Source organism: Anaeromonas frigoriresistens (genome assembly GCF_016820655.1).
Taxonomy (GTDB): Bacteria; Bacillota; Clostridia; order Tissierellales; family SIT17; genus Anaeromonas; species Anaeromonas frigoriresistens.
Genome location: NZ_WSFT01000053.1, coordinates 48,282 through 73,935 on the forward strand (window position 1 = coordinate 48,282; position 25,654 = coordinate 73,935).

A 25,654-nucleotide genomic window follows, 5' to 3' on the forward strand; every position below is an offset into this window, starting at 1 on the left:
AGTTACACATATAATAGTATACAGGGAGGGGTATCAATGAGAAATAAACCTTTTAAGAAAAGATATGTAGTAATTGTAGTTATAATTGTATTTTTATTTTATGGATTTATTATAGTAGATAGGAATATTAGACCTACTATACTTGCTATAAGTGAAGTAAAAGCACGAATGGTTGCAACCCAAGCAATAAACGATGCTGTAAAAGAGAAGATAGGTAGAGAAATACAATATAGAGATTTGATATTTTTAAAATATGATAATGAGGGTAAATTAACTTTAATGCAAGCTAATACAATACTAATGACAAATATAGCCTCGGATGTAGCATTGGGAGTTCAAGATCAGATAAGACAAACAGGGATAAATAAGGTGAAGATACCTTTAGGAAATGCTTTCGGTAGTGAAATTTTATCCCAATACGGTCCTAAAATAAACATGGAGATGGTCCCCCAGGGATCTGTAACAGTAGATTTTGCAACTGAATTTCAGGAATCAGGAATTAACCAAACAATACACAGGGTTTATTTAATAATTAAAGCTGATGTAAGGATTATTGTTCCACTAGCTTCTGACACCGCAAGTATAACTACAACTATACCTATAGCAGAAACAGTAATAGTAGGGGATGTACCGGATAGTTATATAAATGTACCTAAGGAAGATTTTTTAAACGTAGTTGATTAAAATAATATATTTTTTTGGTATACTATATAATATGAAGAATATGAGGTGATTTTAATGGAAAAACATTTAGAAGAAAGAGCGTTATTAGTAGGAGTAAATTTAAATAGTAAAAAGGATTTTGATATCGAAAGTTCTATGGAGGAGTTAAAAGAGCTAGTGAAAGCTGCAGAGGGTACTCCTGTAAGCACTGTTATTCAAAATAAACACAGAATAGATGCTACCTTTTATAGTGGAAAAGGTAAGTTAAGTGAAATTGCAAATTATTGTGATGAGCTTGATATCGATACTGTAGTTTTTAATGATGAATTATCTGGTGCACAACTGAGAAATATTGAAGAGGTATTAGAGAGGAAGGTTATTGATAGGACTACATTAATATTAGATATATTTTCAAGAAGAGCTACTACTAAAGAAGGAAAGTTACAAGTAGAGCTTGCTCAATTAAAATATAGACTTCCTAGATTAACAGGACTAGGCACACAACTTTCAAGACTTGGTGGAGGGATAGGAACGAGAGGCCCGGGAGAAAAGAAGCTAGAAACGGATAGAAGACATATTGAATCTAGAGTAGATGAAATAAGAAAACAATTAAAGGAAGTAGAAAATGTAAGAGAAGTTAAGAGAAAAAATAGACTTTCCTCTGATATTCCTATCATTGCATTAGTAGGATATACAAATGCAGGTAAATCTACATTATTTAATGAATTAATCAAATTTAGCAGTGAATACTCAGAGGAAAAGGATGTCTATACTGAGGATATGTTATTTGCTACCTTAGATACTACTCTAAGAAAGACTAATTTGCCTAATGGTCAAAAGGCCCTTGTTATTGATACAGTTGGTTTTGTAAGTAAATTACCTACTCATTTGGTTGCCGCATTTAAAGGGACATTAGAAGAAGTTAATTATGCAGATGTATTACTTCATGTGGTGGATGTTACTAATGATGATTTTGATATTCAAGTAAAAACAACTTTAGATATATTAAAACAACTAAAAGCTACAGAAAAACCAATTATCGCTGTATTTAATAAAATCGATAAGAAAAATAGTGAAGATATTAATTATAGTATAGAAGGACCTAAGGTGTACATTTCCGCAAAAGAGAAGATAAATATCGATAAGCTATGGAATGAAATCGAATTAGCCCTTAATGATAAATTTTATAGATCTAATTTATTGATTCCTTATGCAGATACTGATATAGCATCCTATATCTTTAATAATTACAATGTCCAAAAGTTTGAGCATAAAGATAATGGAACTTTTATAGATGTAACATTAAATAATAAAGACTATAATAAATATAAAAAATATATTATTGACTAGGTGATTTAATATGATTCTTAAATGGAGCAATATAGATAAAATGGAAAGCTTTCATATAAGTTATCTATTATATTCGGAAGGGAAAAGCATCGAAATTATATCTAAGATTAGAAATATTCCACATAAAGAGGTAGAAAAACATATTATTGAAGGAAAAATTAAGTACTCTGAATTTAAGAAAAATGATAGATTAATAAATATAATTAGTATGGAAAAAAGCAAAAGGGTTAGTTATCTGAATAACTTATCTGAGGAAGAAATACAAAGTTTAACAGAAGAGATTTATAAAAGATATATTAAATTTAAGAACCCAGAAGATAGAATGATACTTATATGGTTGATTGGTGAAATAAAAGATGAGAAGTTAGTTCCATTTCTAAAGATGGAATTAAAAAGTAAAAATGTTAATTTTCGAAGATTAGCCTGTTCGGCTTTAGGAAAAATTGGCAAAGTAGAATATAAAGAAATTCTAGAGGGATTATTTGAAGATAAAAATCCACAAGTTAAACAATATGCTATAAAATCCCTAAGAAAAATTGGAGATAATAATACTATTAGCTTATTAGAACACATATTGCAGGACACAAGGGAAAAAGATTATGTAAAACGAGCTGCAAAAGAAGTTATATCAGAAATAAAGGATACTAAATCATCTTAGATTTTGTATCCTTTACTATTTTTATTAAATCTTCATAGGCTTGTAATGTACCCTTTGCTACGATAGGTCTTCCGAAGGAGACTAAATGTAGTCTTCTAGAACTAAATCCGCCTATTTTCATTAAAAGGTTTACAGCGGGCATAGTATCAATTAATAATAAATTATCTAAATTTCCCCCAGCAATAGTATAAGAATCAATGATAGCAGGAATAACTAACTCTGGGGCAAATTGTCGACTGATTGTATATACTTGATTACCTTTCTCATCAATTCCCCGTAATAATATCCTTCCTTGCTGATCCTTTTTTAATTTATCAAAAAAAGGAAAATCCATTAATTCATTTAGTTGTGGTTTTTTATCATTAGGTAACATACCTAAATGAATAGCTGCAGCAATTGCAGATGAATGAGTTCCGCCTACACAATGATATATGATGTGCATTTCATACCTCCTAAACATTATTTTATTATAATTTGCAATAATATGGTTTATTATTACCATTAAATATTATGGAAATGTATTGAATTTTCTGACAAATTATTATATTATATAATTAATAAATAAATAAGGAGGCGTTACATATGCTCTTAAGAATATGCGCTGGTGGAGTTGTTTTTCATAAAGACATGGTGTTTATTTTAAAAAATGAAAAAGATGAGTGGGTATTGCCTAAAGGAAAAATTCGTACTGGAGATCTTGCGATAGAGACTGCCGTGAACAGAGTCAGGGAAGAAACTGGCTTAAGTTTCAAAATAGTGTCTACTGCCGGAGAAACCAGCTACGAATTTTATTCTTTATCTAGACAAAAACCTGTTTGTAATGAAATAATATGGTTTATCATGGAAGCAAATAGCCTTGATTATAATATAAACAAAGATGAATTTAAGGATGGAGGATTTTATAGTATTGAGGATGCTGTAGAAAAAATAACCTATAGCCAGGATAAATCCCTTGTTCATCTTTCCTATAAAAAATACTTAAAATTTAAAGAAGAAGACTTAGCTGTAGTATAAAAAAGGAGCGATATTGCTCCTTTTTTACTGTCAAAAATTTAATTATATTATAATAAAATTTAATCTAAAAACCGAGAAATCTTCCTCCTCTTACCCTTCCTTGCTCACGCAGTGAGAGCGTAGGTGGGAGATGAATCGGTTGTTTTTGCCTTATAAAAGTGATATATTATATTCAGTAGTATAATACTAAAGGCGGTAAGAGCAATGCAATTAGACAATAATAATCATTCAGTATTCTTGATGTATTATCATCTGGTGCTAGTCATCAAATATAGGCGAAAAGCATTTGATGATGTCATATCAGAACGTGCGAAAGAAATATTCGAGTATATTGCACCAAATTACAATATAATGCTAATGGAATGGAATCATGACGAAGATCATGTTCATATATTATTCAAAGCCCATCCAAATAGCGAATTATCGAAGTTCATAAATGCCTATAAAAGTGCAAGCTCAAGGTTGTTAAAAAAAGAATATCCAGGTGTTCGCAAAAAACTTTGGAAAGAATATTTTTGGTCAAGAAGCTATTGTTTGTTGACAACAGGTGGTGCACCTATTGAAGTGATTAAGAAATATATCGAAAGTCAAGGTGAAAAACATTGAATAAAGCATTTAAATTCAGAATATATCCAAATACTGAACAGCAAATCTTAATAGCCAAGACTTTCGGGTGTGTACGTTTTATCTATAACAGAATGCTTGCTGATAGAATTGAACATTACAAAGAAACAGGTAAAAGTCTAAGCAATACGCCATCTCAGTATAAAAGAGGGTTTGAATGGCTAAAAGAAGTAGATAGCTTGGCTCTTGCTAATGCACAGCTCAACTTGAATAAAGCTTATAAGAATTTTTTTCGTGATAAGGCTATTGGATTTCCTAAATTCAAATCCAAGAAAAATAATCATCGAAGTTATACAACAAACTGTGTAAATGGGAACATAAAATTAGAGCGAGGTTATATCAAGTTGCCGAAGCTGGGAGCAGTGAAAATTAAACAGCATAGAGCTGTACCTGATAATTACAGGCTTAAATCTGTAACGATTAGTAGAACACCGACTGAGAAATATTATGCAAGTATCCTGTATGAATACGAGGATTATATAGAGCCGGTTGAACCGGAAATTTTCTTAGGGCTTGACTATTCCATGAAAGAATTAATTGTATCATCTGATGGAAAATCAGCCGAGTACCCAAGGTATTATCGACAATCCCTATTGAAACTGAAAAGAGAACAAGTAAAATTATCCAAGTGTGAGAAAGGCAGTAATAACAGAAACAAACAGCGTATCAAAGTGGCAAAACTTCATGAAAAGGTGTCGAATCAACGAAAAGATTTCTTGAACAAATTATCGAGGCAGATAACCAATGTCGTAGATGTCGTGTGTATTGAAGACTTGAACATGAAGGGGATGTCCAGGGCACTAAACTTTGGAAAAAGTGTCGCTGATAATAGCTTTGGCTTATTTGTATCAATGCTTGATTACAAGTTGAGAGAACAAGGTAAACAGCTAGTCAAAATAGATAAGTGGTTTCCAAGCTCAAAAATGTGCAGTAGGTGTGGTGAAGTAAAAGAGGTATTATTGCTTTCTGAACGTGAATACCACTGCGAAGTCTGTGATACAACTCTAGACAGGGATTATAACGCAAGTATAAACATAAGGAATGAAGGATTACGCATGTTATTTGCGTAAACGAATAGAACCGTGGGGCACACGGGGATAGCTCGCTTATGCTGTAGCCGTTAGGCTATTCGAACGAGAAGCCCCCACTTCTTCAAGTGGTGGGAGTATGTCACTCTATGTTATAATATTTTTAGTATTTGTAAGGAGCGATATTATGAAGGATAAATACAATACAGTACATACATATGGTGAAGATCTGTTTATAGAGAAAAAGTCAAAGTTCATTGGATATTCTAAACCTATTGAGTCAGAGGAAGAAGCGATAGAGTTTATTAATGAAATAAAACAAAAGCATAAAGATGCCAATCATAATGTGTCGGCTTATGTTTTTGGAGAAAATAGTAATATTCAAAGATATAGTGATGATGGTGAACCTACTGGAACAGCAGGGATACCTGTTTTGGAAGTTATAAAAAAGGAAGATTTAAGAAATGTAGTAGTTGTTGTTACAAGATACTTTGGAGGCATTAAACTGGGATCTGGGGGATTAGTAAGGGCATATACACGAGGAGCTAAGATAGGTCTAAAAGCTTCATTAATAGTACAAAAAGTATTATTTAATAGGATAAAAGCTAGAATAGACTATACCTTATATGGAAAAGTAGAAAATGAATTAAATAATTCAATATATATAATAGATGATGTTATATATGATGATGCAGTAAATATTGTTATACTATCTGAGAAAAATAAACGGGATAATTTAGAAAGCTTATTGATGAACTTAACTAGTGGTAAAGTTGAGATAATAGAATTGGATGAAGAATTTTTATCCATTAAGGATGGAAATATAATAAAATAGAAATGTTATTAATATAATAGTGAGGGTACTATTAAATTTAGGAGGGATAAATATGAATAACGAGAATTTAAGGAATGAAATGTTAGATAAAAAAGTATGGGCTGTTTTAGGTGTAAGTCCTAATAAAGAGAAGTTTGGTTACAAAATATATAAAAAGCTAAAAGATAATAATTATGAAGTATATCCTATTAATCCAAAGTATGATGATATTGAAGGACAAAAATGTTATAAAAGCATTGAAGATCTCCCGGTAACTCCAGATGTGTTGGATTTTGTTGTTCCACCACAAGTAAGTTTAGCAGCTATTGATAAGGCAAAGGATAAAGGTATTGAGAATTTATGGTTTCAACCTGGTACTTCTAATGATGAAGTAGTAAATAAGGCAAAAGACAATGAATTTAAAGTAATTCATAATGACTGTGTGTTAGTAGCATTAGGGCATTAAAATAAGTAAATAAAGGCGACGAATTTAATTCGTCGTCTATTTTTTATTGAAAAATTGATAAATTCCTATTAGAAGCATAAATACACCAAATATTTTTCTTAAGTTTTCAGGCTCGATTTTTGTTGCTACTATACTACCAAAAATTGAACCTACTAATCCTGTGATAATTATTGGAAGAATTATTTTAGTTTCTAGGTTTTTATTCTTATAATGGATAAAGATAGCGATAATAGAAGTAGGTATAAAAACTATAAGGTTGATTCCTTGGGCCTGTTGTTGAGTTATAGAAACAAAAAATATTAGCGCTGGAATAAGTATAGTGCCTCCACCTATGCCCATACCTCCTAATATCCCGGATAAGAAACCAATTAAAATTAGTTTCATACTATTATCATCCTAAGAGAAATATAGATTATTAAAATACTGAAGGCCTTACGGAGTATTTTATTAGGAACATGTTTTAAAAGTCTAGCTCCTATATAACCTCCTATAGTGCTACCAATAGCTACAAATAAAGCTATATTAAAATTAATTAAATCATTTCTAAAATATATATAAGTACTTGTTATACATAAGGGTAAAATAACAGTAATAGCTGTTGCATGAGCTTTATGTTCTTCAAGATGAATTATATAAATAAGGGATGGAACAATTAACATCCCACCACCAGCACCAAAAAGTCCATTAACTAGTCCTGTAATTAGACCAATAACAACCAGAGATAAAGTTCTTTTCATAAGATATCACCTTTAAAAGATTTTATTATAATTTTTACTAAAAGGATATAATATATGCACTTGACAATATAAATTACATAAAATATAATAAAACCATTAAAACCAGTCGGAATTAATGGGTATAAAAATAGGAGGTTGTATAAATGAGAGTTGTAAATAATATCAGTGATTTAGTAGGGAAAACACCAATGGTAAAATTGAACAAAATGGTTAGTGATAATTCAGCAGATGTATATGTGAAAATAGAGTACTTTAACCCAGGAAGTAGTATAAAAGACAGAATTTCCTTAAATATGATAGAAAAGGCAGAAGAACTAGGTTTATTAAAAGAAGATACATCTATTATCGAACCAACTAGTGGGAATACAGGTATAGGATTAGCAATGGTTGGCGCAGCTAAAGGTTATAAAGTTATATTAGTTATGCCTGATACAATGAGTATGGAAAGAAGAAACTTATTAAAGGCTTATGGAGCAGAATTAATATTAACACCGGGAGCCCAAGGGATGAATGGAGCTATTAATAAAGCTAAAGAGTTAGCTGATAATAATGAGACATACTTTATGCCTCAACAATTTGAGAACTTACACAACCCAGATGTTCACAGAAAAACTACAGCTAAAGAAATATTAGAACAGATGAATAATGACTTTGATGCATTTGTAGCAGGGGTAGGTACTGGTGGTACTGTGACAGGTGTAGGAGAAGTATTAAAAGACGAGATTGAAAGCATAGAAATATTAGCTGTTGAACCTGAGGGATCTCCAGTTATGTCCGGAGGTAATCCAGGACCCCATAAAATACAAGGTATTGGAGCAGGGTTTATTCCAGGGGTACTAAACATGAAAATAATAGATAGTGTTATAAAAATAGAAGAAGAAAATGCTATTAATACTATGAGAGAATTAGCAAGACAAGAAGGAATACTAGTTGGTATATCTTCAGGAGCGGCAGTACATGTGGCTATAGAAAAAGCTAAAGAGTTAGGAAAAGGTAAAAAAGTAGTAGTTATAGCTCCGGATAATGGAGAAAGATATTTAAGTACAGGAATCTTTGGATAGGCAGATAATCAATTAGATAAGATAGCTTTAAGAAGTAGGTGATTGCCTACTTCTTTTTACTTTAATATATTTGATTATTATGTTAGAATAATATTAGTTTTCTACAACTAATATTTATGGTATTTTAAGGAGGTATAATTATGGCTGGACATTCAAAATGGGCCAATATAAAACATAGAAAAGGAAGACAAGATGCAAAGAAAGCTAAGGTCTTCACTAAACTAGCAAGAGCAATAACAGTTGCTGTAAAAGAAGGTGGAGATGATTCAGAGTATAATACAGATCTAGCTAATGCTATAGAAAAAGCAAAGGCAGAGAATATGCCAAATGATAATATAGATAGAGCTATAAAGAAGGGCTCTGGAGATCTAGATGGAGCTAATTATGAAGAAATTACTTATGAAGGTTATGGACCAAATGGTGTGGCAGTAATGGTTCAATGTCTTACAGATAATAAAAACAGAACAGCAGCAGATGTAAGACACTATTTCTCAAAGTATAATGGTAATTTAGGAGCAACAGGATGCGTATCCTTCATGTTCGATAGAAAAGGTGTTTTTATCATTGAGAGAACTGAAGATACTGACGAAGAAGAGCTAATGATACAGACAATAGAAGCTGGAGCAGAGGATTTTAGAGCAGAAGATGAATACTTTGAGATCACTACAGCACCAGAAGACTTCAAGGATGTAAGAGATGCTCTTAAAGCTGAAGGATATAAATTTGCTACAGCTGAAGTAACCTTTGTACCACAAAATGAAACAAAGCTTGATGAGGAAAAAGACATTAAAACTATGGCAAAACTTATTGATGCTCTTGAAGATAATGACGATGTTCAAGAAGTTTATCATAATTGGGACATGCCGTCTGACCTTGATGAATAGTGTTTATGTCTAAGTGATTTCAATAGGTATAGCCAATGATGGAAAATATAAAACTTTAATTTTTAAGGTGTATTATGATAAACATTAATTTTGAAGTCTATCTATATATACTTGAATTAAGGTGAACTTCATTGATATAAAAATATGAATTAAGATAAACATCTCTATTTTTATTGTGTATAAACAACAATAATATGGAGGTGTTTTTTTTGTATTTAGAATTTGAAGATTTTTTATTTAATAGTCAATCAAGGGGATTATCACCAAAAACAATTAAAAGTTATAGAAATACAACAGCATTATTCTTAAAATATTTAGATAATGAAATGAATATTAAGGATATAAATGATATCAAACCAATCCACGTTAAAAAGTATTTTAAGAGTAAAAGTGATAGTGGATGTACAAATGTATACCTTAATTCTATAAACAAGGTTCTAAGAGCATTCTTTAGGTACTGTAAAGAAGAAGAATATATAATAATTAATCCAATGGAGAAAGTGAAATTTTCAAGGGAAGAGAAAAAAGTGATAGAAGTATTTAATGATAATGAAGTTAGTAAGATGTTATTAGTTTATGATTTTTCTAATTATTTAAATGCCAGAAATAAAACGATTGTATCAATACAATTAGATACTGGTATAAGAGCAAGTGAGACTATTAATATCATGAATAATCATATACAAGAAGATAGGTTATTTATTAGGGGAAAAGGGAATAAAGAAAGATATGTACCTATTTCATTGGAACTTAGAAAAGTTATTAAAAGATACAATAAACATAAAAGTATATATTTTAAAGGTAAAGAAATCCCTAACAATTACTTTTTAAGTAGAACTGGAAGACCTTTAACAGTTGAGGCTTTAGAAAGAATATATAAGAAAGCTGGAACAATTGCACAAGTAAGAAATCAAATAAGGTGTAGTCCACATACTGCAAGACATTATTATTCAGTAAAAATGTTAGAAAATAATGATATCTATACAGTTTCAAAATTGCTTGGACATTCTAAAATAAATATCACTCAGACATACTTATCATCGCTGACAAACGAGAAAATAATAGAGAAAGGTATATGTACAAGTCCGTTGAGTAGTTTAAATAAATAATATTTATACTTTATTACCATCTATATGTTGAAGTTGACTAGGTTCAAGCAACTATGTACATATTGGATAATAACTATTATAATAAAATAATGTATAGATATTATAATTAAACTAGAAAAGAACAAATGTTTGATTTTAAGGGTTGTAAAATCAAACAAACAATGATATAATCAAGAAGGTGATTAGATGAGTAATGGAAAACGAGGAGGAACTCGTAAAGGGGCAGGAAGAACACCTTTAGATGAGTGCGAAAAGAAAAAAGGTTTTAAGATTTATATAAGAGAAAATACAAAACAAGAAATATTAAAACATGGTAAAGGGAGTAATTTTTCAGAAAAAGCAGTTGAACTAATTGCTAGTGAAATAAAAAATAGAAAAAATAAGTAATTATCATATTTATTGAAAAGGTAATTAGTAGGAGGATGAACATGGAAAGAACGGTTTGTGAATTATTTGCTGGTGTAGGAGGTTTTCGTTTAGGATTAGAGAAAGCATCTAAAGATTGGGATTTTGTATGGTCAAATCAATGGGAGCCAAAGAGAAAGTCACAAGATGCTTTTCAATGCTATATACATAATTTTGGAGAGTCTGATAGGCATGTAAATATAGATATTAATAAAGTGGATAAATCTATTATACCTAATCATAACCTTTTGGTTGGAGGTTTCCCTTGTCAAGATTATAGTGTAGCAAGTACAGGAGCCAAAGGAATACAAGGTAAAAAAGGAGTTTTATGGTGGAGTATATATGAAACTTTAAAAGTGAAAAATCCTTCATTTATTTTATTAGAAAATGTGGATAGACTATTGAAATCTCCTAGTAAACAAAGGGGTAGAGATTTTGGAGTCATGTTAGCATGTTTAAACAATCTTAATTACTCTGTAGAATGGAGAGTAATTAATGCAGCAGAGTATGGATTTGCTCAAAGAAGAAGAAGAGTTTTCATATTTGCATATAAAAATGATACTCGATTTTCTGAGTGTTTAGAGTATAATTCTTTAAGGGAATATCTACATAAAGAGGGATTTTTTCAAAAAGAGTTCCCAATTCAAGATAATTCTAATCCAAAGAAAATTCCTAAAGAAATTGAATTTGATTATAATGGTTTGGTAGATGTCTCTGATAATTTTAGTTTTATGTTTTTAAACTCAGGCATAATGAGAAAAGGTAAAATTTATACAGAAGAAACTTTACCTGACTTTAAAGGAGATGTTAAAACTCTAGGAGATATTTTGGAGAAAGACGTTGATGAAAAGTATTATTTGAATGGCGAACTTGATGATTGGGATTATATGAAAGGTTCTAAGAGGATAGAGAGAGTAAGCAAAACTGGACATAAATATACTTTCTCAGAAGGAGCCATAGCATTTCCTGACCCTATAGATAAACCATCTAGAACAATGTTAACAAGTGAGTCTTCAAAAAATAGAAGTACACATATAATTAGAGACCCTCAAACAAATAGATTGAGAAAATTAACACCTGTTGAATGTGAAAGATTAAACGGGTTTGATGATAACTGGACTAATAAAGGAATGTCAGAAAGGTTTAGATATTTTTGTATGGGAAATGCTTTAGTTGTTGGACTTGTTGAAAAAATGGGAAATGCTTTAGTTGATATATTTAAGAAAGAGGAATAAATAATATTATATAATATTTAGATAAATAATTAGTCATACTAATACTTTTTTTAAATACATTATATGTATTGTATAATAGTTATAATAGGGGAGAGTGATATAGTTGAAATTACTAAGTACTCATAAGAAAGAAAATTTAATGTATGCTGATGTAAAGATGGAAAATAACGGAGTAGGGGTAGATTTCGATAAAGAAACAAATCAAGTTATAGATTTACATTTTAGTATAGCTTTTGAACTAGATAAAATCCTAAAAGAAGATGAATGGATAAGTAATGAAGATGAAAGGTATTACTACCTTGAGAATGAAGAAATTTTACGAATACCAATTAAAAGAATAGAAGAATAGAAGAATAAAATAGAGGTCTATGACCTCTATTTATTTATTTATTTGAAATTCACTCTTCAACCAAAGGTGAGAATTATCAGACTTAGCATAAGGTCTATCTCGATAAACAATAAAACGAAAATCAGATAACTTAATTAGAGTTTTCTTATGAATTACTAAATTAATAGGTGTTTCTTGCAATTTATTAGAAGGAGTATAATGAAACCGAGGAAACTTGTAATCTCCAATAGAATGTAACTGTCCAAATTTATTTTTACTAATTATTGATTTAACTTGATTTTTAATTCCTTCATTATTAAGTTTGTAATTCTCTTCTATGAAATCTTTAAGTTTCTTTTTCTCTAATAAAATAACCTCCACCGTATTAATATCATCTTCTTTCAAATTTATAAGGTCAATAGATTTTCTTTTTACCCAAGATATTAAATAATGAGTAGTTAACTTAGAGTTATCAATAAACCATCCATCTCTCCAAAGATTACTGCTATTTTTAAATTTTAATTCAAAGGCAAAAGTTGGTAAACCCTCTGGATAATGAAGGGATGCTTTTTCATCTATTATATATCTTTTATTATCAAAAGTGAAATTCAAATCAATGCCATCTCTTTGTATGTTTAAATCTTCTACACTGGAATCAGCATTAAATCTTTTAAAATTTGATATATCCAATTTATTATAAAAGAATTTATCCATAAATCCAGCTAATATTTTTTCTCCTTGCATATCTGCTTGAAAATTGCTTTTTTTAGTCATAATTATCTCCATTCTCTAGAATTTGTTCTAATATAAAAGAGTTATTTAACCAAAAGCTTTGCTTAGGCATATCTCTACCATCAGGTAGAGGGTAAGTATCACTACCATCTTTACCATGCGGTCTAACATGTGAGACAGGGTTTTTAGATGCTGATGGTAAATTATTAAATGTTCTTTTTCCCACTTTTTCTAACTTTACACCATCATTTATTATCTTAACAGTTTTTTCCCAAACATATTTTACTTCTGTATCCAAGATATTAATAGGCATATTCCAGAACATAGTTCTTTCTAATATCAATTCATTATTTGAATTAAATTTATAAATAATGAAGAAGAACTTAGTTTCTTCTAACATAGTTCTAAAGGTTGAAGTTTCCCAATCTTCTTTTATTAATTCAATGAATTTAAAAGTTGGAAAAGACATATGTTCTTTTATTCTTCCATTAGATTGGATACGTATTGATTTCATCTTTATATTTGCTTTTTCAAATTCCTCTGCTTTATTTGACTTTAAGCCTAAGATTTTTAATGCTACTTGAGTAGTTTTTTGTTTAGCACTTTTACTAACATTAAATTCTTCACAAAGTGTATCAATACTTTTTCCATGGTGTTCAGATATTTTATTTACAATATACTCTTCAAAAGTTTGATTTTCTAGTATAGATTTATCTTTAATGATAGGCTCATAAGTAGTTTTATGTTTTAGTATATAGTTTCTCAGTATGTAGTTCATATAAGTGCTTTTTAAAGAAAGAGCCCTTTGGGGTGCTTTTATATCAGAAAAAGGTTGAACTCTATAACTATCTGCTTTTTTACTACCTTTAGTACAAGCACCAAGATACATAGTATCTCCTTCTGATAATTCATGTGCTTTACCTAATTTAATTTTATTTACTATTGTATTCCAATCTTGCTCAATAATTTTAAAATCTTCATGAGGATATTCAAATAACTGTACATATTTGATAAGAAAATCAAGTTTATTAGGTATATCGAAATCATGAAGATAAAATATTAAAAGTAATAGTTTGTTTTTATTAAGAAAGGAACTATTGTGAAAAGTCTCGTAAACAATAGTTTCAAAGTTTATAATATTAAGCACTAATCTTTCCTTAGCAGAGAAAGGCTTTTTCTTACTTTTATTTTTCTTAAAAGGGGTTACTTTCAATTCTACACCTGCTTCTTTAAAGTCAGGTTCACTATCAGAATTTAGTTGATATTGAAAGTAGTATTTTTCTAATAATTGACCGAGTCCACCCTTATTACCTTTCTTCATTTCAATATCATCTATTACTTCTCTAAATGTTTTTCCTATAAGTTTTTTAGCGTATTCTTCTATTGATACAGGATTTGTTTCATCATATGGTAATAACTGTTGATTATTAATTTATATCCCCCTCCTTAAAAAAAGATTAATATTATGATACTATAATTTACATTTATTAGCAAACTTCTACTTTGATGATTATTTTATATAGAATACATATCATTACAATAATTTAATTATAAAATTAACTATGAAATATGACATTAAAACTCTGGTTTTATCAACTTCAAAACTTTTGTGAATAGCTCAGTTGACAGATGTTTAATGGATTTAGTATGATATAATAACTTTATAAAAAAACAAGAAACGTGTAAAATAATGGAATATAAATACATTCTTAGATGTTATGTGATAGTGAAGAGTTATGTTGGGATATTTGAGTATAATAAAATTTTTGAAAATAAAGATATATATTTGTTGGAAAGGATGATAAAGATAGTAGGCGTAGCTATGATTACATTATAAGTAGTTATAAGAAAAGATAAATTTCACTTTCAAACTAAGAGATAATTTCATAATGATACTAATAGAATTATAAAAAAGTAAGATTTCAAGTATATAACTAACTAGAAGAAAATTATATGTTTTCTAACAATAAATCTAATGTTGAATAGGTGATTGTAAATGCGTGAAAAAACATGCTCAAAATGTGGTAGTACACTTCCTTTAAATAAAACTTATTATCAGAAGCGTAAAGATAGTAAAGATGGTTTTAGAGGGACGTGTAGAAAGTGTCAAGGGTATAACTATTTAATACCTAATCCTGTAAAGGAAGGCTTTAAAAAGTGTAGTAAATGTAAAAGAGAACTTCCTGAAAGTAAAGAATATTTTAATGCTGATAAAAACAGACCAGATGGACTTACAACTCAATGTAAGGAATGTAGATACAAGAAGGAAATATTCAACGTGAAAAAAGAGGTTATTCCAGAAGAACATAAGAAATGTATAGACTGTAAAAAAATACTTCATATTTCTAATTTTAAAACGAACAAAAATTCAAAGGATGGATACTACATGGCTTGTACTTCTTGTTTAATAAAAAGAAGAAGAATTGGGTGTAAAGAAGGTCATAAAATATGTAGAAAGTGTAAGAGAGAACTTCCAAGTACAAATAAATTCTTTTTAATATCTAAAACAAGTTTTGATGGACTAGAAAATACTTGTTTAGAGTGTGCTGGAAGAAAATTTAATCCAAAGAAGAAATATACTCTATGGTCAGATGGAGAAATTGATATTTTAATAGAAAGTTATCTCATATTGACAAAAGAAGAATTGCAAAAATTATTGCCTAGTAGAACATGGAAGGCAATTAGAAGTAGAGCAAATAAAATGAATTTGAAACGTACTAATGATTATAAAAATATACCAGACGATGAATTATATAAAAGTATAGATAATATAAAACATAAAAAATGCAAAAAGTGTAGAGAATATTATCCTTTTGATGCAATTCATTTTCCTAAGGATATCGCATGTAATGATGGATATAGAAATATTTGTAAGGAATGTAAAGGAGAGAATTTTGCAATATCAGACGCTCAACAATGGTCTTTGGAAGAAGAAGAAGTTTTTATTGAACTATATTCATCTAAGACGAATACAGAACTTATAAAAGAACATTTTCCTAACCGTACATTAAAGAATTTGCAAGACAAAGCATACACAATTTGGATACAAAAAGGAATAAAATTATATAAAAACATTGAAACAACTGAAAGAATGATTAGACAAAAAAGTACCCAAGAATGGAAGGATAAAATATCAGAGACTCTTAGAAAAAGAGGAATATTTAAAGGTGAAAAAAATCCTATGTATGGGGTAAGAAGAACAGGAAGTCTTAATCCTAATTGGAAAAATGGAAGAACACCTGAAAAACAAATAATAATGAACACACCAAAATATAAGGGATGGAGAAATAAAGTAATGCAGAGGGATAACTATAGTTGTCAAATATGTGGAAATAAAAAAAGTGGTAATCTTGAAGTCCATCATTTAGATAACTTTGCAGACTTCATAGAGAAAAGATTTATTATTGATAATGGAATTACATTATGTAAGGAATGTCATAATCCTAATAAAAGTGGTAGTTATCATAATGTGTTTGGGACTGTAGGAAATACTAGAGAAGAGTTTTTAGAATATATTGTTGAAGTAAGGAATTTAAATATACCTTCTATTTTAAATATTAATACTAATATAAATTAAATAAGATTACATTCTATAGCTTATTGTATGATATAAATGATAATTTATTAATGAACAATTTGTTTAAGTAATGTAAGCTCTGAGACATTAACTACTCCTTCTTTTAAACATTTTAATAAATAAGTATGTCCAAACTTTTCATTTAATGAATGATTTAAATTTTCAGTACAATAAATGCCTATTATTAATTTTATTGTGAGGGATGAATCATACAGGAGTGAAACTATTATTTTAAGGTCTGTTGTTCTGTTGTAACAAGTATATATGTAATTATATTTGAAGAAAAAATAAAAAGGTAGATGTATTAGGCTATCAAGTTTGTCAAAGATGAAGCAATATAACTCCAAAGGTAAAAATATCAAAGGTGAATATGATACAATAAATATAAAATCAAATCAAGGGAATAATGTGATGATTTTTTTAAAATATTGGATAAACATTATTAGAAATTGTAATGAAAATTTTAAGTAGTATAGGTATTGTTCAGGTATATATTCAAAGGGGGAAAATATGTATAAACTTAATCAAAATAACAACGAACTAGAAAAAATTACAATGACTACATTTTCAGATAACAATTTAAAAGAAAGAGATAATATAGAAGAATGGATAAGAAAAGACTCATCTATACTAGGAGAAGAAATTATTATTATTGCTCATGAGTATGATAAATTTGAAGTTAACGAAAGACTAGATTTATTAGGTTTAGATAAAGATGGTAATCTAGTAATAATTGAAGTTAAAAGGGATAAGACAGGTGGAAATGTTGATTTTCAAGCACTTAAATATTGTTCATATTGCTCTAATCTAACACCGAATGAAATTGTAGATATATATGATGAGTATTTAAAAAAATTCAATATAGAGGAAGATGCACTTGATAATATAATGAATTTTTTAGAAGTAGACTCTGAAGATTTATTGAATGGACTATTAAATTCATCTCAAAGAATTATAATTATTGGAAAAGAAATAGATAAACGAATTTTATCGGTATGTGCGTGGTTATCACAAAACAATATTGATATAAAATGTCAATCAATTGTTCCATATCTAATAAATAATAATGAAGAAATAATTATTGATGTTAATCAAATTATACCTCCATATAATATAGAGGATTATTTTATAAACAAGAAAAAAGTTAATAAATCAAAAGGAAAAATAGTGCAATCAGATGAAGTAATACATTTCTTTAATAAAATAGTTTCTATGGCAAATGAACGAGGACATAAGGCTTATTATAATAATAGAAAACCATATGTCAAGATTTATTCAGGAATAGATAGTAATTTAGTTTTTGCGCTTGTTTATAAGAAGAGAGAAGGACAATTCAGATTAGAACTTTCTGCAAGGAACAGTATAGTATCAGAAAAACTAAATGATATATATTTTGCCAAAAAAGAATATATTGAAAATGAATTACAATATTCCTGTGAAGTAAAAGAAGGGGTAAAAAATTCAGATTGGTTAAGAGTTTATAAAGAGATGAGTTGTGATATGAATAAAGGGTTAATTAATTACACTGAAGAGGTAGGAGTTATGTTTATAAAGTTTGTAGAAGTACTAAAAAAATACTTATCTAAGATATAAATAATATTTAGGTATAAGACGATTAATACATAATTACTAATATAAATTATATTTTATTTCATTCTTTTGCTGATTGTATATACTATAGTATATAAATATAATAAGAAGTATTAGAGTGGTAATTTATTATAACAAATCAAAACTCTAATACTTTTTATTGATAGATAAATTATAAGCATAAGCGCTTTAATAGTTATTATATAAAGGTTAAGTTCCATAGTTTTCTCAATTCTTCTATCCCTTGTTCAATCTTATTTTTATCTAATGATTTTACGTCAACAATTTCTATTTCACCATATCTACCTTTATAAAAAGCAAGTTTCTCTATTCTGTATTCCATTCCATGCTCATCAATTCCCATACCTTTTCCACCACATCTAATATCGATATTGTTTAATAGGTAATATCCAACAATTTGTGCAGAGTCTTTCCATCTATACCCTCTAATTTTAGTACATTTAAAATCGTACAATGTACCATCTATAAATAAATCTGCATCAGCCCCTTTACAACACAAAGAACCTATTCCAAATCGAGGATTAAATATGACATTACTATCTTCGTTTATAACTCCTGAATTAATGAATTTATTTTGAAAGATATCACACAATCTCCTTAAATCATTAATAATTTCTATGCTTATATCTTCTATTAGACTTTCTTGGATATTCATAGGTGGAAGTCCTGACCTTCTAATAACTTCAAGCGAAGCTAAATATCCAGAAAAGTTTAGTAATTTATCAAAATCGATATTTTTATTATAAACAAATCTTTTACATAATTTAATGCCTTTATTATATTTTTTATTAAGAATTTTGTATTGTCTTCCTTCTAGCATTTCTTCTAATACTTTGAGACCATATTCAGCGACAAGATTATTATAAGCAAGTACTTTACTGTCCTTAATTTTTAATTTTCTAGCAATCATAAATCTTGCAAGATAATCAAACCCCGTTCCAACAATAGTTGAATAATAAGTTTTACTCAAATTATATGGTGCTAATTCTTTGTATTCAGAAGAAAAAGGTTTGTTTCCAGATACTGTAGAAAATACTGGTCTCGGAGTAACTATATTTCTTAATATACTCTGGAACTGTTTATCCTTGTCAGTTTTACCTTTTAGCATAGAAGTTAATGACATATAAATACCTCCCTTTCAAATTATAGTAACTTTTCTAAGAAAACATATATTTGTATGGCTTTCTTATACTTATTTTACCATATATAAAAATCACTAACTACTTAACTGATTTGATTGTCATGATAGGAGTTTTAAAATATGTTACGATAAATTAATTAAATAATTTAATAAGTAAAATTTGACATTAAAACCTTGATTTTATCAAGATTAAAACCTCTATAAATGGCTCAGTTAACAAATGTTAAGTGAATTAGCTAAAATTAATATGGTATAATTAGTAAAACAATATTCATTAAATGGTAATATATACAGTTGAAAATTATTGAGAGAAATAAAAGGGATTAAAAGGGGTGATTAAATGAAGACAAAGCAATCCTTGGATATAGATGAATTGTTTAAATATGTAGATGAAAAAGCTATAAAAAAGTTTAAAGAGACCATTGATTACAATGAATTTAAGAAAAAATCTGATTTAAATAAAAGACTTATACTAGATTTAAATGAAAAATGTGAATTTGGAGAAAATTTTGAAGTTGAAAAAATATTAAGAAGTAATCACTTAGATTATGATTATATCTATAAACTTCTATTCGTAATTTTGGATACAAGTAATGAGAAACCTGAGTTTGATATACTAGGATTTAAGTTTGAAAGTACTGAACAAATAAAGACAATGTATTATCTCTATAATTATTTCAGTGAAAGTATATACTCGTTGAATAGTGGACTTCCTAAGTTACCAGATATTAAAATATTCACTTCACCTCAAATTGATGATAGAACTTTAGAATTTTTAAAATCAATGATTAAAGTAGAGTGCGAAAAAGGTTATAACATGGAGGATAAAATTATAGAACCAAATACTATTTTAAACTTTCTGAAGGGTGCATTGGACTCTAAAGATGAACTTAAGTGGTATTTAACTGATAAAGACATTGAAATTTTAGAAAGTATCTATTGTAAAGCCAGTACATTTTTAAAAAATCATCCTGAACTATTAAAGAAAAAAAATGATAAGGATGTTGATAATCAAGAAGCAACCGAAGAAGAAACAACAATGGATTATCCTAAAATTAATATTGATGATATAGAAAGTAATTCACAAGAACCTATTTCAAAAGAGAAAGAAATATTTCATGATGTTATTAGCAAAGTGTGGTATTCAGCAACAGGAAAAAAATTACTTTATATGCAAAAAAAGATGATACAAAATTTAAAAGTTGATGCTTTGATTTATAATGATGATAAAGTAAACGACTTTGCAAATAAAGTTGTGAATAAGTATAATAATATTTTCACCCAATCATATAAGAAGAAAATATCACCTCAGCAATTAAGATTTTCATATGATTGTACTAGAGTATTAAGTGGTGGATTTAAAGATAATAAGCCAGTATTAATACCAGCAAAAGCTGGTTTTGGAAAGTCAACACTTATTAGAACTTTTCTAGAAACTAAAATTAATGAAGCTAAAATTAAAGATGATGGATGGGGAGCAGTAATAGTTACAGATAGAATAGAAGATTTAAAACAATTACAAAAATATATTGAAGACAATGTTGGAGCATACAAAGAGGATAAATATTATGATGATAGAGGAAATAAAAAAGTAAAATTAACTCCATGGATATATGTATTAGAAGGTTGGAGTGAAAGTATATGCTTAAATAATATAAAGAAGTATGATGAGCGAAATTGTACAAGAACTAATTGTCCTAAATTTGAAAGATGTAAGGTCTTTAGACAATTCTATGAACAGATAAATAGTCCAATAGTTGCTATGAGTAATGCAAGATTGTATAATTATTTATCAGAAAATAAGTTGAAAGAATTTGTTAATTGGGAAAAAATAGATAAGAGCAAAGGAAAAAGGGAATTATTATTAATTGATGAAAAACCTAAACTTGAGAATACAGATGACATTGACATGAGAATTATAGAGGAAATGATTACAAATATTAATCAAATATCTGCATATAGTAATGAGAATATCAAAAGTGATAAAAAACTTCTTAAAGACGAACTTGTACAAGCACAAGAAAAAATTATAGAGCTAATGAATAAACATTCTGATGATAGAAATGCAATAATTTATGAGGATAAAGACAAGTTTTTTAGTAGTAAATTCATCATAAATTGGAATAAATATTATAAATTTAGATATAGATATAAAATTAATGCAATTGAAACATTACTCACTAAAGGTGGTCTATGGTGTAATACTAAGAATAGGAGGTATTTTAATATATTAGAATATATCAATTTTGACTGGAACAATAGTATAAATACAGTTATATTTGATGCTACATCTGAAAGTGACCCCTCCTACAGTGAAATTTTTAATTATCTAGATATTAATGATTACAAAAAATATGAACATTTAGAGTTTAAGGTTATTGATGATAATTTCTCTAAGAATGCTTTAAAAGAAAAACCAGAGAAGATAAAAGCAGTAACAGATTGGATTAAAAGAGATATAGTTGATAAAGGGAAAGTATATGCTGTTACCTATATGAATTATTCACCAATTGTTAAAGAGCAACTTAAAGGATATGATAATATTGTTTTTGATATAAAAGATGATAAAGAAATAATACCTTACTTTAACAATACAAAAGGTAAAAATACATGGCAAGACTGTAATCAAATAGTGCATATAGGATGGAATGTGTATCCAAGTGATGAGTATATAGCATCATATTTATGTGTTTTTGGATTTGATAAACTCCATGAAAAGTACTTTGAATTTATAGAAGATGAAGAAGCAAGAAAATTTCTAACTACAGGACTTGTTAAGTTAGATGGATATAAATTTAATGTTCCTAATATAACTTTTCATAAGTTTTGTAAAATTGTATCAGACTTTGAACAAGAGATTTTCAGAACAAAACTAAGAGATTTCAGCTCTGAAGAAGAAGTTACAGCTTATATATTCAATCCTGATAAAATGCTATTACAAATGCTTGAACAAAGGTTTACAGGATGTAAAATTGATAAGATAGAGGTTAATGAATTATTACTTGTTTCTAAAAGAAAAGGTAAGAATGGGGCAAATAACAAGGAAGTTAAATTAAGTGAATGGCTAAAAAACTGGAGTGGAGAAAAAACTGAGATTAAGCAGATAAGAGAAGAACTTGATATAACAGGAGATTATTGGAGTAAACTGAAAAAGAGAAGTAGTTTAATCAATGATATATGGAGAGAAAAAGATATTCATCATGTCCAGGAAAATGGAAAACATTATATTTATTATGATTAATATAGGGTGGACTAGACCTTATAATATTATATAGAGTTGTGTCCATGCAGTCGAGGTTTGAACAAATTGGATAATGATATGAGTGATTAAAGCTGCTATAACGCTAGTTCCTATAGTGTAAAGTGGCTTTTTCACTTTTGTAGTGTTCATTTTCATTCTATTATATCACCTCCTATTGTTAGTCATTTTTAATAAATACAAGTGTTAGTTAGTCATTTTTAATAAATACAAGTGTTAGTTAGTCATTTTTAATAAATACAAGTGTTATCTAATCTTAGTTATATGTAAGTGTTTTAAACTATAGTAACACTTTATTTAACTATGTTAGATGTATTTGAATTAGTCAAAACAATATTTTCCTACTATCTCTTTATAATACTTTGCACTTTGCCATTTTCATCTAATATACGTTTGTCCTACATATAATATATATTCCTTTATATATCTTCAGAAACATGATTTTACTACTTAAAGTATAATATTTTTCTAAAAAATTAGAACATCATAACATAAAACTAATATTAAATAATAAAAAAGCACTAAACCACGTGTGTTACCGTGGTGGTGTTATTTTTTTGCGTTAATAAAAGTGACTTATTATTTCTAGTAATTATGTATATTAGGCTAATTGATATTGTTACAATTATAGACTTAGTAAACTTCACTCTGTTACAAAAAATTACCATGTGAAGTTTTAGAGTATATTCAAGTTCGTCTTTTCCTTAAAACACGAACTATTTAATGTAGATGAGTAATTAACTCAATTGAAGAGGTCAGTAATTAAAATCATAATTATATCACGAACTCTTTCGATACAAAACACGAACTATTGTGATATAATAAAGAAAAAGAACATTGAAAGGGGAATAGAGCATTGATTACTAGACCTATAGATTTGCAAGAGTATAAAGAAATAATGAAACTTATTACAGATGGATTTACATATCAAGAAGATGGGAAAACAAAAAACTTTAGACCTAATCAAAAATTATTCTTAGCTTTAATACTACAAGCTAACTTAGGTTTGAGAATTGGGGATGTATTAAGTCTAAAAGTAAGTAATTTTAGAAATGGAAAGTTAATTCTGGAAGAAGAGAAAACCTCTAAAATTCAAAATCGCAAAGTTAATCCACAAATTATAGAATTGATAAAGGATTATGCTATAGAGAATAGTATTAAATCTAATCAAAAGTTATTTAATAGATTTGGAGTTAGAGCTGTACAAAAACAATTAAGAATTATTACTGATTATCTGGAACTGTCAAATATATCAACACATAGCTTTAGAAAAATGTATGCTATACTTCAATATCAAAACAATAATAATAATATAGAACTTGTAAAGGAATTATTAAATCATTCTAGTATAGCAACAACACAAAGATATATAAGAGTACATCAAGAAGAGATAGACAAAGCAAGTGAGAGTATTTGCATAATGTAATAGAGATTATGATACCTATTTTACTGAGGGGGGGTAGTTTACAGTAGAATGGGTGTTTTTTATTTTGGTTGAATGTGGAGTACATCTGGTACAGAGGAAATTCAAAGAATAAAAAATATGGAGGAATATGACAATTGTTGTAGAAGTATTATATATTAGTAACTAGATAATAAAAAGTTTTAAGTTAGATAGATTTAATTATAAAAGAAAAAAGAAATATAATTAAATCTAAAACTTCTTACAAGTATAATAATTTACACATAATTAGTTTGTTAAGAAAGGATGCACAATAAGTTGAATAAAAGTCTAGAAGAAGTAATTTTAGAAATTATTAAATTCAGAGATAATAGAGATTGGAAGTAATTCCATAACCCTAAAGGTTTAGCAATTTTTTTAAAATATAGAAGCAGAAGAGTTAATTTTGGAAAATATAATTAATCTATTAGGTAGATAAATAGCTTTATGAAAAGTGAGGTATTAAGATGAGTAATGAATTAGATAAGGATAAATTTGAAAAAAATATGAAGAAGAAATGATTGACGAATTTAGTTGTGAAAAAAAGCGAGTAAGAAATATAAAAAGAGGTAAAGAACTTCCATATATAAGAGAAAAATTATTACTAAAAAAATCAGGTTGTGATATATGCGGATTCCAACCAAAGAATAAACAAATTTTAGAATTACACCAAGTTAAATCTCATGAAAAATCTGATGTATATAATACTGGTGATTATCTTCTCGTATGTCCTAATTGCCACAAAAAAATTCATATTGACACTGAAGGACTAAATAGATTAGGTGATGAATTTGATATAGAGTTTAAAGAGAATGAAGTTGAGGATTTTATTGAACATATATATTATAATCCTATGGTGGCATACAAACATATTATTGGCGAGAAAATATACAATTTACTGAAGAAATGTTATAAGAAGAACTATTTCGAAACTGTACAACCTTCTATGAAATTGTATAGAGGAAGAAAAAGAAAAAAATATGAAAGGCAATATAGTAAGAAGCAATTATGGAGTCCTCCAAGTGGGTTAGCTTCGCATGGAAGATATAATTCTGTAGGAGTTTCAGTTTTGTATTGTTCAGATTTGAAAGATAGCATACCTTATGAAATACATCCACAAGTTGGAGATATAATTGATATTGGTGAATTTACAGTTGAAAGGGAATTAAAAGTATTAAATATTAACAATATCTTCAATGAGTTTGAAGGGTTTATTAGTGTAGAAAATACTGAAAATAAATTAGTAAATAGATGTTACTTATTTACTAACTATATTAGAGATTGTTGCAATATAATTGGATATAATGGAATTATTTATAATGGTGTAACGGAATTAGATTATAATAATTTTGCATTTACTAATTTGAAAAAGCACGAAGATATAGAAATTAAATCTGTAAAATCAATAGAATATAAAAACAATTATATTGCTATAACTAAATAAAACGAAGATTTTATTATATTTTGAATATATTAAGAGGGTAATGCTGAAATGTTATTCAATTCAAGTAGGAGGA

Annotated in this window: 25 protein-coding genes; 19 read left to right on the forward strand and 6 right to left on the reverse strand. The window is 28.1% G+C overall.

Features of this window, described 5'->3' with window-relative positions; translation table 11 throughout:
• Positions 1–36 precede the first annotated feature (36 nt).
• The 3 genes from yunB to GOQ27_RS14255 are packed head-to-tail and all read left to right on the forward strand — an operon-like array spanning position 37 to position 2,671.
• Positions 37–684 (forward strand): sporulation protein YunB, encoded by a 648-nt coding sequence (gene yunB / locus GOQ27_RS14245; RefSeq protein ID WP_203367550.1) that lies wholly within the window; start codon positions 37–39, stop codon positions 682–684.
• 54 nt (positions 685–738) lie between these two features.
• The gene (gene hflX / locus GOQ27_RS14250; RefSeq protein WP_203367551.1) at positions 739–2,013 is read left to right on the forward strand and encodes a GTPase HflX; all 1,275 of its coding nucleotides are present in this window, start codon (positions 739–741) and stop codon (positions 2,011–2,013) included.
• 10 nt (positions 2,014–2,023) lie between these two features.
• Positions 2,024–2,671, forward strand: a complete 648-nt coding sequence (locus GOQ27_RS14255) for a HEAT repeat domain-containing protein (protein WP_203367552.1) — start codon at positions 2,024–2,026, stop codon at positions 2,669–2,671.
• On the opposite strand, the gene GOQ27_RS14260 is transcribed toward GOQ27_RS14255, so the two are convergent.
• Positions 2,658–3,113 (reverse strand): DUF3189 family protein, encoded by a 456-nt coding sequence (locus tag GOQ27_RS14260; protein WP_203367553.1) that lies wholly within the window; start codon positions 3,111–3,113, stop codon positions 2,658–2,660. The two genes, GOQ27_RS14255 and GOQ27_RS14260, sit on opposite strands and share 14 nt — an antisense overlap.
• Before the next feature lie 140 nt (positions 3,114–3,253).
• Between GOQ27_RS14260 and GOQ27_RS14265 the strand changes: the two genes are divergently transcribed.
• From GOQ27_RS14265 to GOQ27_RS14285, 5 genes are all read left to right on the forward strand, one after another.
• Positions 3,254–3,685 (forward strand): NUDIX hydrolase, encoded by a 432-nt coding sequence (locus GOQ27_RS14265; protein ID WP_203367554.1) that lies wholly within the window; start codon positions 3,254–3,256, stop codon positions 3,683–3,685.
• Positions 3,686–3,889: 204 nt separating this feature from the next.
• Complete coding sequence (gene tnpA / locus GOQ27_RS14270) at positions 3,890–4,291, forward strand: IS200/IS605 family transposase (RefSeq protein ID WP_203367555.1); 402 nt, start codon at positions 3,890–3,892, stop codon at positions 4,289–4,291.
• Positions 4,288–5,379: an RNA-guided endonuclease TnpB family protein gene (locus GOQ27_RS14275; protein ID WP_203367556.1), complete on the forward strand. Its 1,092-nt coding sequence runs from the start codon at positions 4,288–4,290 to the stop codon at positions 5,377–5,379. Before tnpA ends, GOQ27_RS14275 begins: the two co-directional genes overlap by 4 nt.
• Before the next feature lie 145 nt (positions 5,380–5,524).
• Positions 5,525–6,172, forward strand: a complete 648-nt coding sequence (locus GOQ27_RS14280; RefSeq protein ID WP_203367557.1) for a YigZ family protein — start codon at positions 5,525–5,527, stop codon at positions 6,170–6,172.
• A 52-nt stretch (positions 6,173–6,224) separates the two neighbouring features.
• Positions 6,225–6,617, forward strand: coding sequence for a CoA-binding protein (locus GOQ27_RS14285; RefSeq protein WP_203367558.1), 393 nt, complete (start codon positions 6,225–6,227; stop codon positions 6,615–6,617).
• A 36-nt stretch (positions 6,618–6,653) separates the two neighbouring features.
• Here GOQ27_RS14285 and GOQ27_RS14290 read toward each other — a convergent pair whose 3' ends face one another.
• Together GOQ27_RS14290 and GOQ27_RS14295 are read right to left on the reverse strand one after the other, a co-directional pair.
• Positions 6,654–7,001 (reverse strand): sulfite exporter TauE/SafE family protein, encoded by a 348-nt coding sequence (locus GOQ27_RS14290; RefSeq protein ID WP_203367559.1) that lies wholly within the window; start codon positions 6,999–7,001, stop codon positions 6,654–6,656.
• Positions 6,998–7,354, reverse strand: coding sequence for a sulfite exporter TauE/SafE family protein (locus tag GOQ27_RS14295; protein WP_203367560.1), 357 nt, complete (start codon positions 7,352–7,354; stop codon positions 6,998–7,000). Before GOQ27_RS14295 ends, GOQ27_RS14290 begins: the two co-directional genes overlap by 4 nt.
• A 143-nt stretch (positions 7,355–7,497) precedes the next feature.
• Here GOQ27_RS14295 and cysK point away from each other — a divergent pair, with 143 nt between their 5' ends.
• The 6 genes from cysK (at position 7,498) to GOQ27_RS14325 (ending at position 12,397) form a co-directional block, all read left to right on the forward strand.
• The gene (gene cysK / locus GOQ27_RS14300; protein WP_203367561.1) at positions 7,498–8,415 is read left to right on the forward strand and encodes a cysteine synthase A; all 918 of its coding nucleotides are present in this window, start codon (positions 7,498–7,500) and stop codon (positions 8,413–8,415) included.
• A gap of 140 nt (positions 8,416–8,555) precedes the next feature.
• Entirely contained in the window at positions 8,556–9,299 is a 744-nt protein-coding gene (locus tag GOQ27_RS14305; protein ID WP_203367562.1) for a YebC/PmpR family DNA-binding transcriptional regulator, read from the forward strand.
• A gap of 209 nt (positions 9,300–9,508) precedes the next feature.
• A complete protein-coding gene (locus GOQ27_RS14310) occupies positions 9,509–10,408 on the forward strand; it encodes a tyrosine-type recombinase/integrase (RefSeq protein ID WP_203367563.1) in 900 nt (299 codons plus the stop codon).
• 186 nt (positions 10,409–10,594) lie between these two features.
• Positions 10,595–10,795, forward strand: a complete 201-nt coding sequence (locus GOQ27_RS14315) for a hypothetical protein (protein ID WP_203367564.1) — start codon at positions 10,595–10,597, stop codon at positions 10,793–10,795.
• A 41-nt stretch (positions 10,796–10,836) separates the two neighbouring features.
• Positions 10,837–12,048, forward strand: a complete 1,212-nt coding sequence (gene dcm / locus GOQ27_RS14320) for a DNA (cytosine-5-)-methyltransferase (protein ID WP_203367565.1) — start codon at positions 10,837–10,839, stop codon at positions 12,046–12,048.
• Between the two features lie 103 nt (positions 12,049–12,151).
• The gene (locus tag GOQ27_RS14325; RefSeq protein ID WP_203367566.1) at positions 12,152–12,397 is read left to right on the forward strand and encodes a hypothetical protein; all 246 of its coding nucleotides are present in this window, start codon (positions 12,152–12,154) and stop codon (positions 12,395–12,397) included.
• A 30-nt stretch (positions 12,398–12,427) separates the two neighbouring features.
• On the opposite strand, the gene GOQ27_RS14330 is transcribed toward GOQ27_RS14325, so the two are convergent.
• Positions 12,428–13,150, reverse strand: coding sequence for a hypothetical protein (locus GOQ27_RS14330; RefSeq protein ID WP_203367567.1), 723 nt, complete (start codon positions 13,148–13,150; stop codon positions 12,428–12,430).
• A complete protein-coding gene (locus GOQ27_RS14335) occupies positions 13,143–14,540 on the reverse strand; it encodes a Sau3AI family type II restriction endonuclease (RefSeq protein WP_350445934.1) in 1,398 nt (465 codons plus the stop codon). The genes GOQ27_RS14330 and GOQ27_RS14335 overlap by 8 nt, the downstream gene beginning before the upstream one ends.
• A 564-nt stretch (positions 14,541–15,104) precedes the next feature.
• On the opposite strand from GOQ27_RS14335, the gene GOQ27_RS14340 reads away from it, so the two are divergent.
• Complete coding sequence (locus GOQ27_RS14340) at positions 15,105–16,685, forward strand: HNH endonuclease (protein WP_203367569.1); 1,581 nt, start codon at positions 15,105–15,107, stop codon at positions 16,683–16,685.
• 510 nt (positions 16,686–17,195) lie between these two features.
• Complete coding sequence (locus GOQ27_RS14345; RefSeq protein ID WP_203367570.1) at positions 17,196–18,278, forward strand: PDDEXK family nuclease; 1,083 nt, start codon at positions 17,196–17,198, stop codon at positions 18,276–18,278.
• A gap of 196 nt (positions 18,279–18,474) precedes the next feature.
• On the opposite strand, the gene GOQ27_RS14350 is transcribed toward GOQ27_RS14345, so the two are convergent.
• Entirely contained in the window at positions 18,475–19,419 is a 945-nt protein-coding gene (locus GOQ27_RS14350; RefSeq protein WP_203367571.1) for a hypothetical protein, read from the reverse strand.
• Positions 19,420–19,777: 358 nt separating this feature from the next.
• Between GOQ27_RS14350 and GOQ27_RS14355 the strand changes: the two genes are divergently transcribed.
• The 3 genes from GOQ27_RS14355 (at position 19,778) to GOQ27_RS14365 (ending at position 25,581) form a co-directional block, all read left to right on the forward strand.
• Positions 19,778–22,678, forward strand: a complete 2,901-nt coding sequence (locus GOQ27_RS14355; RefSeq protein WP_203367572.1) for a hypothetical protein — start codon at positions 19,778–19,780, stop codon at positions 22,676–22,678.
• A gap of 874 nt (positions 22,679–23,552) precedes the next feature.
• Complete coding sequence (locus GOQ27_RS14360) at positions 23,553–24,122, forward strand: tyrosine-type recombinase/integrase (protein ID WP_203367573.1); 570 nt, start codon at positions 23,553–23,555, stop codon at positions 24,120–24,122.
• A 532-nt stretch (positions 24,123–24,654) separates the two neighbouring features.
• Entirely contained in the window at positions 24,655–25,581 is a 927-nt protein-coding gene (locus tag GOQ27_RS14365) for an HNH endonuclease signature motif containing protein (protein WP_203367574.1), read from the forward strand.
• Positions 25,582–25,654: the final 73 nt, after the last annotated feature.

Coding starts and splice junctions, on each gene's coding strand:
- yunB (WP_203367550.1), top strand. CDS start 37: ATGAGAAATAAACCTTTTAAGAAAAGATATGTAGTAATTGTAGTTATA.
- hflX (WP_203367551.1), top strand. CDS start 739: ATGGAAAAACATTTAGAAGAAAGAGCGTTATTAGTAGGAGTAAATTTA.
- GOQ27_RS14255 (WP_203367552.1), top strand. CDS start 2,024: ATGATTCTTAAATGGAGCAATATAGATAAAATGGAAAGCTTTCATATA.
- GOQ27_RS14260 (WP_203367553.1), bottom strand. CDS start 3,113: ATGCACATCATATATCATTGTGTAGGCGGAACTCATTCATCTGCAATT.
- GOQ27_RS14265 (WP_203367554.1), top strand. CDS start 3,254: ATGCTCTTAAGAATATGCGCTGGTGGAGTTGTTTTTCATAAAGACATG.
- tnpA (WP_203367555.1), top strand. CDS start 3,890: ATGCAATTAGACAATAATAATCATTCAGTATTCTTGATGTATTATCAT.
- GOQ27_RS14280 (WP_203367557.1), top strand. CDS start 5,525: ATGAAGGATAAATACAATACAGTACATACATATGGTGAAGATCTGTTT.
- GOQ27_RS14285 (WP_203367558.1), top strand. CDS start 6,225: ATGAATAACGAGAATTTAAGGAATGAAATGTTAGATAAAAAAGTATGG.
- GOQ27_RS14290 (WP_203367559.1), bottom strand. CDS start 7,001: ATGAAACTAATTTTAATTGGTTTCTTATCCGGGATATTAGGAGGTATG.
- GOQ27_RS14295 (WP_203367560.1), bottom strand. CDS start 7,354: ATGAAAAGAACTTTATCTCTGGTTGTTATTGGTCTAATTACAGGACTA.
- cysK (WP_203367561.1), top strand. CDS start 7,498: ATGAGAGTTGTAAATAATATCAGTGATTTAGTAGGGAAAACACCAATG.
- GOQ27_RS14305 (WP_203367562.1), top strand. CDS start 8,556: ATGGCTGGACATTCAAAATGGGCCAATATAAAACATAGAAAAGGAAGA.
- GOQ27_RS14315 (WP_203367564.1), top strand. CDS start 10,595: ATGAGTAATGGAAAACGAGGAGGAACTCGTAAAGGGGCAGGAAGAACA.
- dcm (WP_203367565.1), top strand. CDS start 10,837: ATGGAAAGAACGGTTTGTGAATTATTTGCTGGTGTAGGAGGTTTTCGT.
- GOQ27_RS14330 (WP_203367567.1), bottom strand. CDS start 13,150: ATGACTAAAAAAAGCAATTTTCAAGCAGATATGCAAGGAGAAAAAATA.
- GOQ27_RS14340 (WP_203367569.1), top strand. CDS start 15,105: ATGCGTGAAAAAACATGCTCAAAATGTGGTAGTACACTTCCTTTAAAT.
- GOQ27_RS14345 (WP_203367570.1), top strand. CDS start 17,196: ATGTATAAACTTAATCAAAATAACAACGAACTAGAAAAAATTACAATG.
- GOQ27_RS14350 (WP_203367571.1), bottom strand. CDS start 19,419: ATGTCATTAACTTCTATGCTAAAAGGTAAAACTGACAAGGATAAACAG.
- GOQ27_RS14355 (WP_203367572.1), top strand. CDS start 19,778: ATGAAGACAAAGCAATCCTTGGATATAGATGAATTGTTTAAATATGTA.
- GOQ27_RS14365 (WP_203367574.1), top strand. CDS start 24,655: ATGATTGACGAATTTAGTTGTGAAAAAAAGCGAGTAAGAAATATAAAA.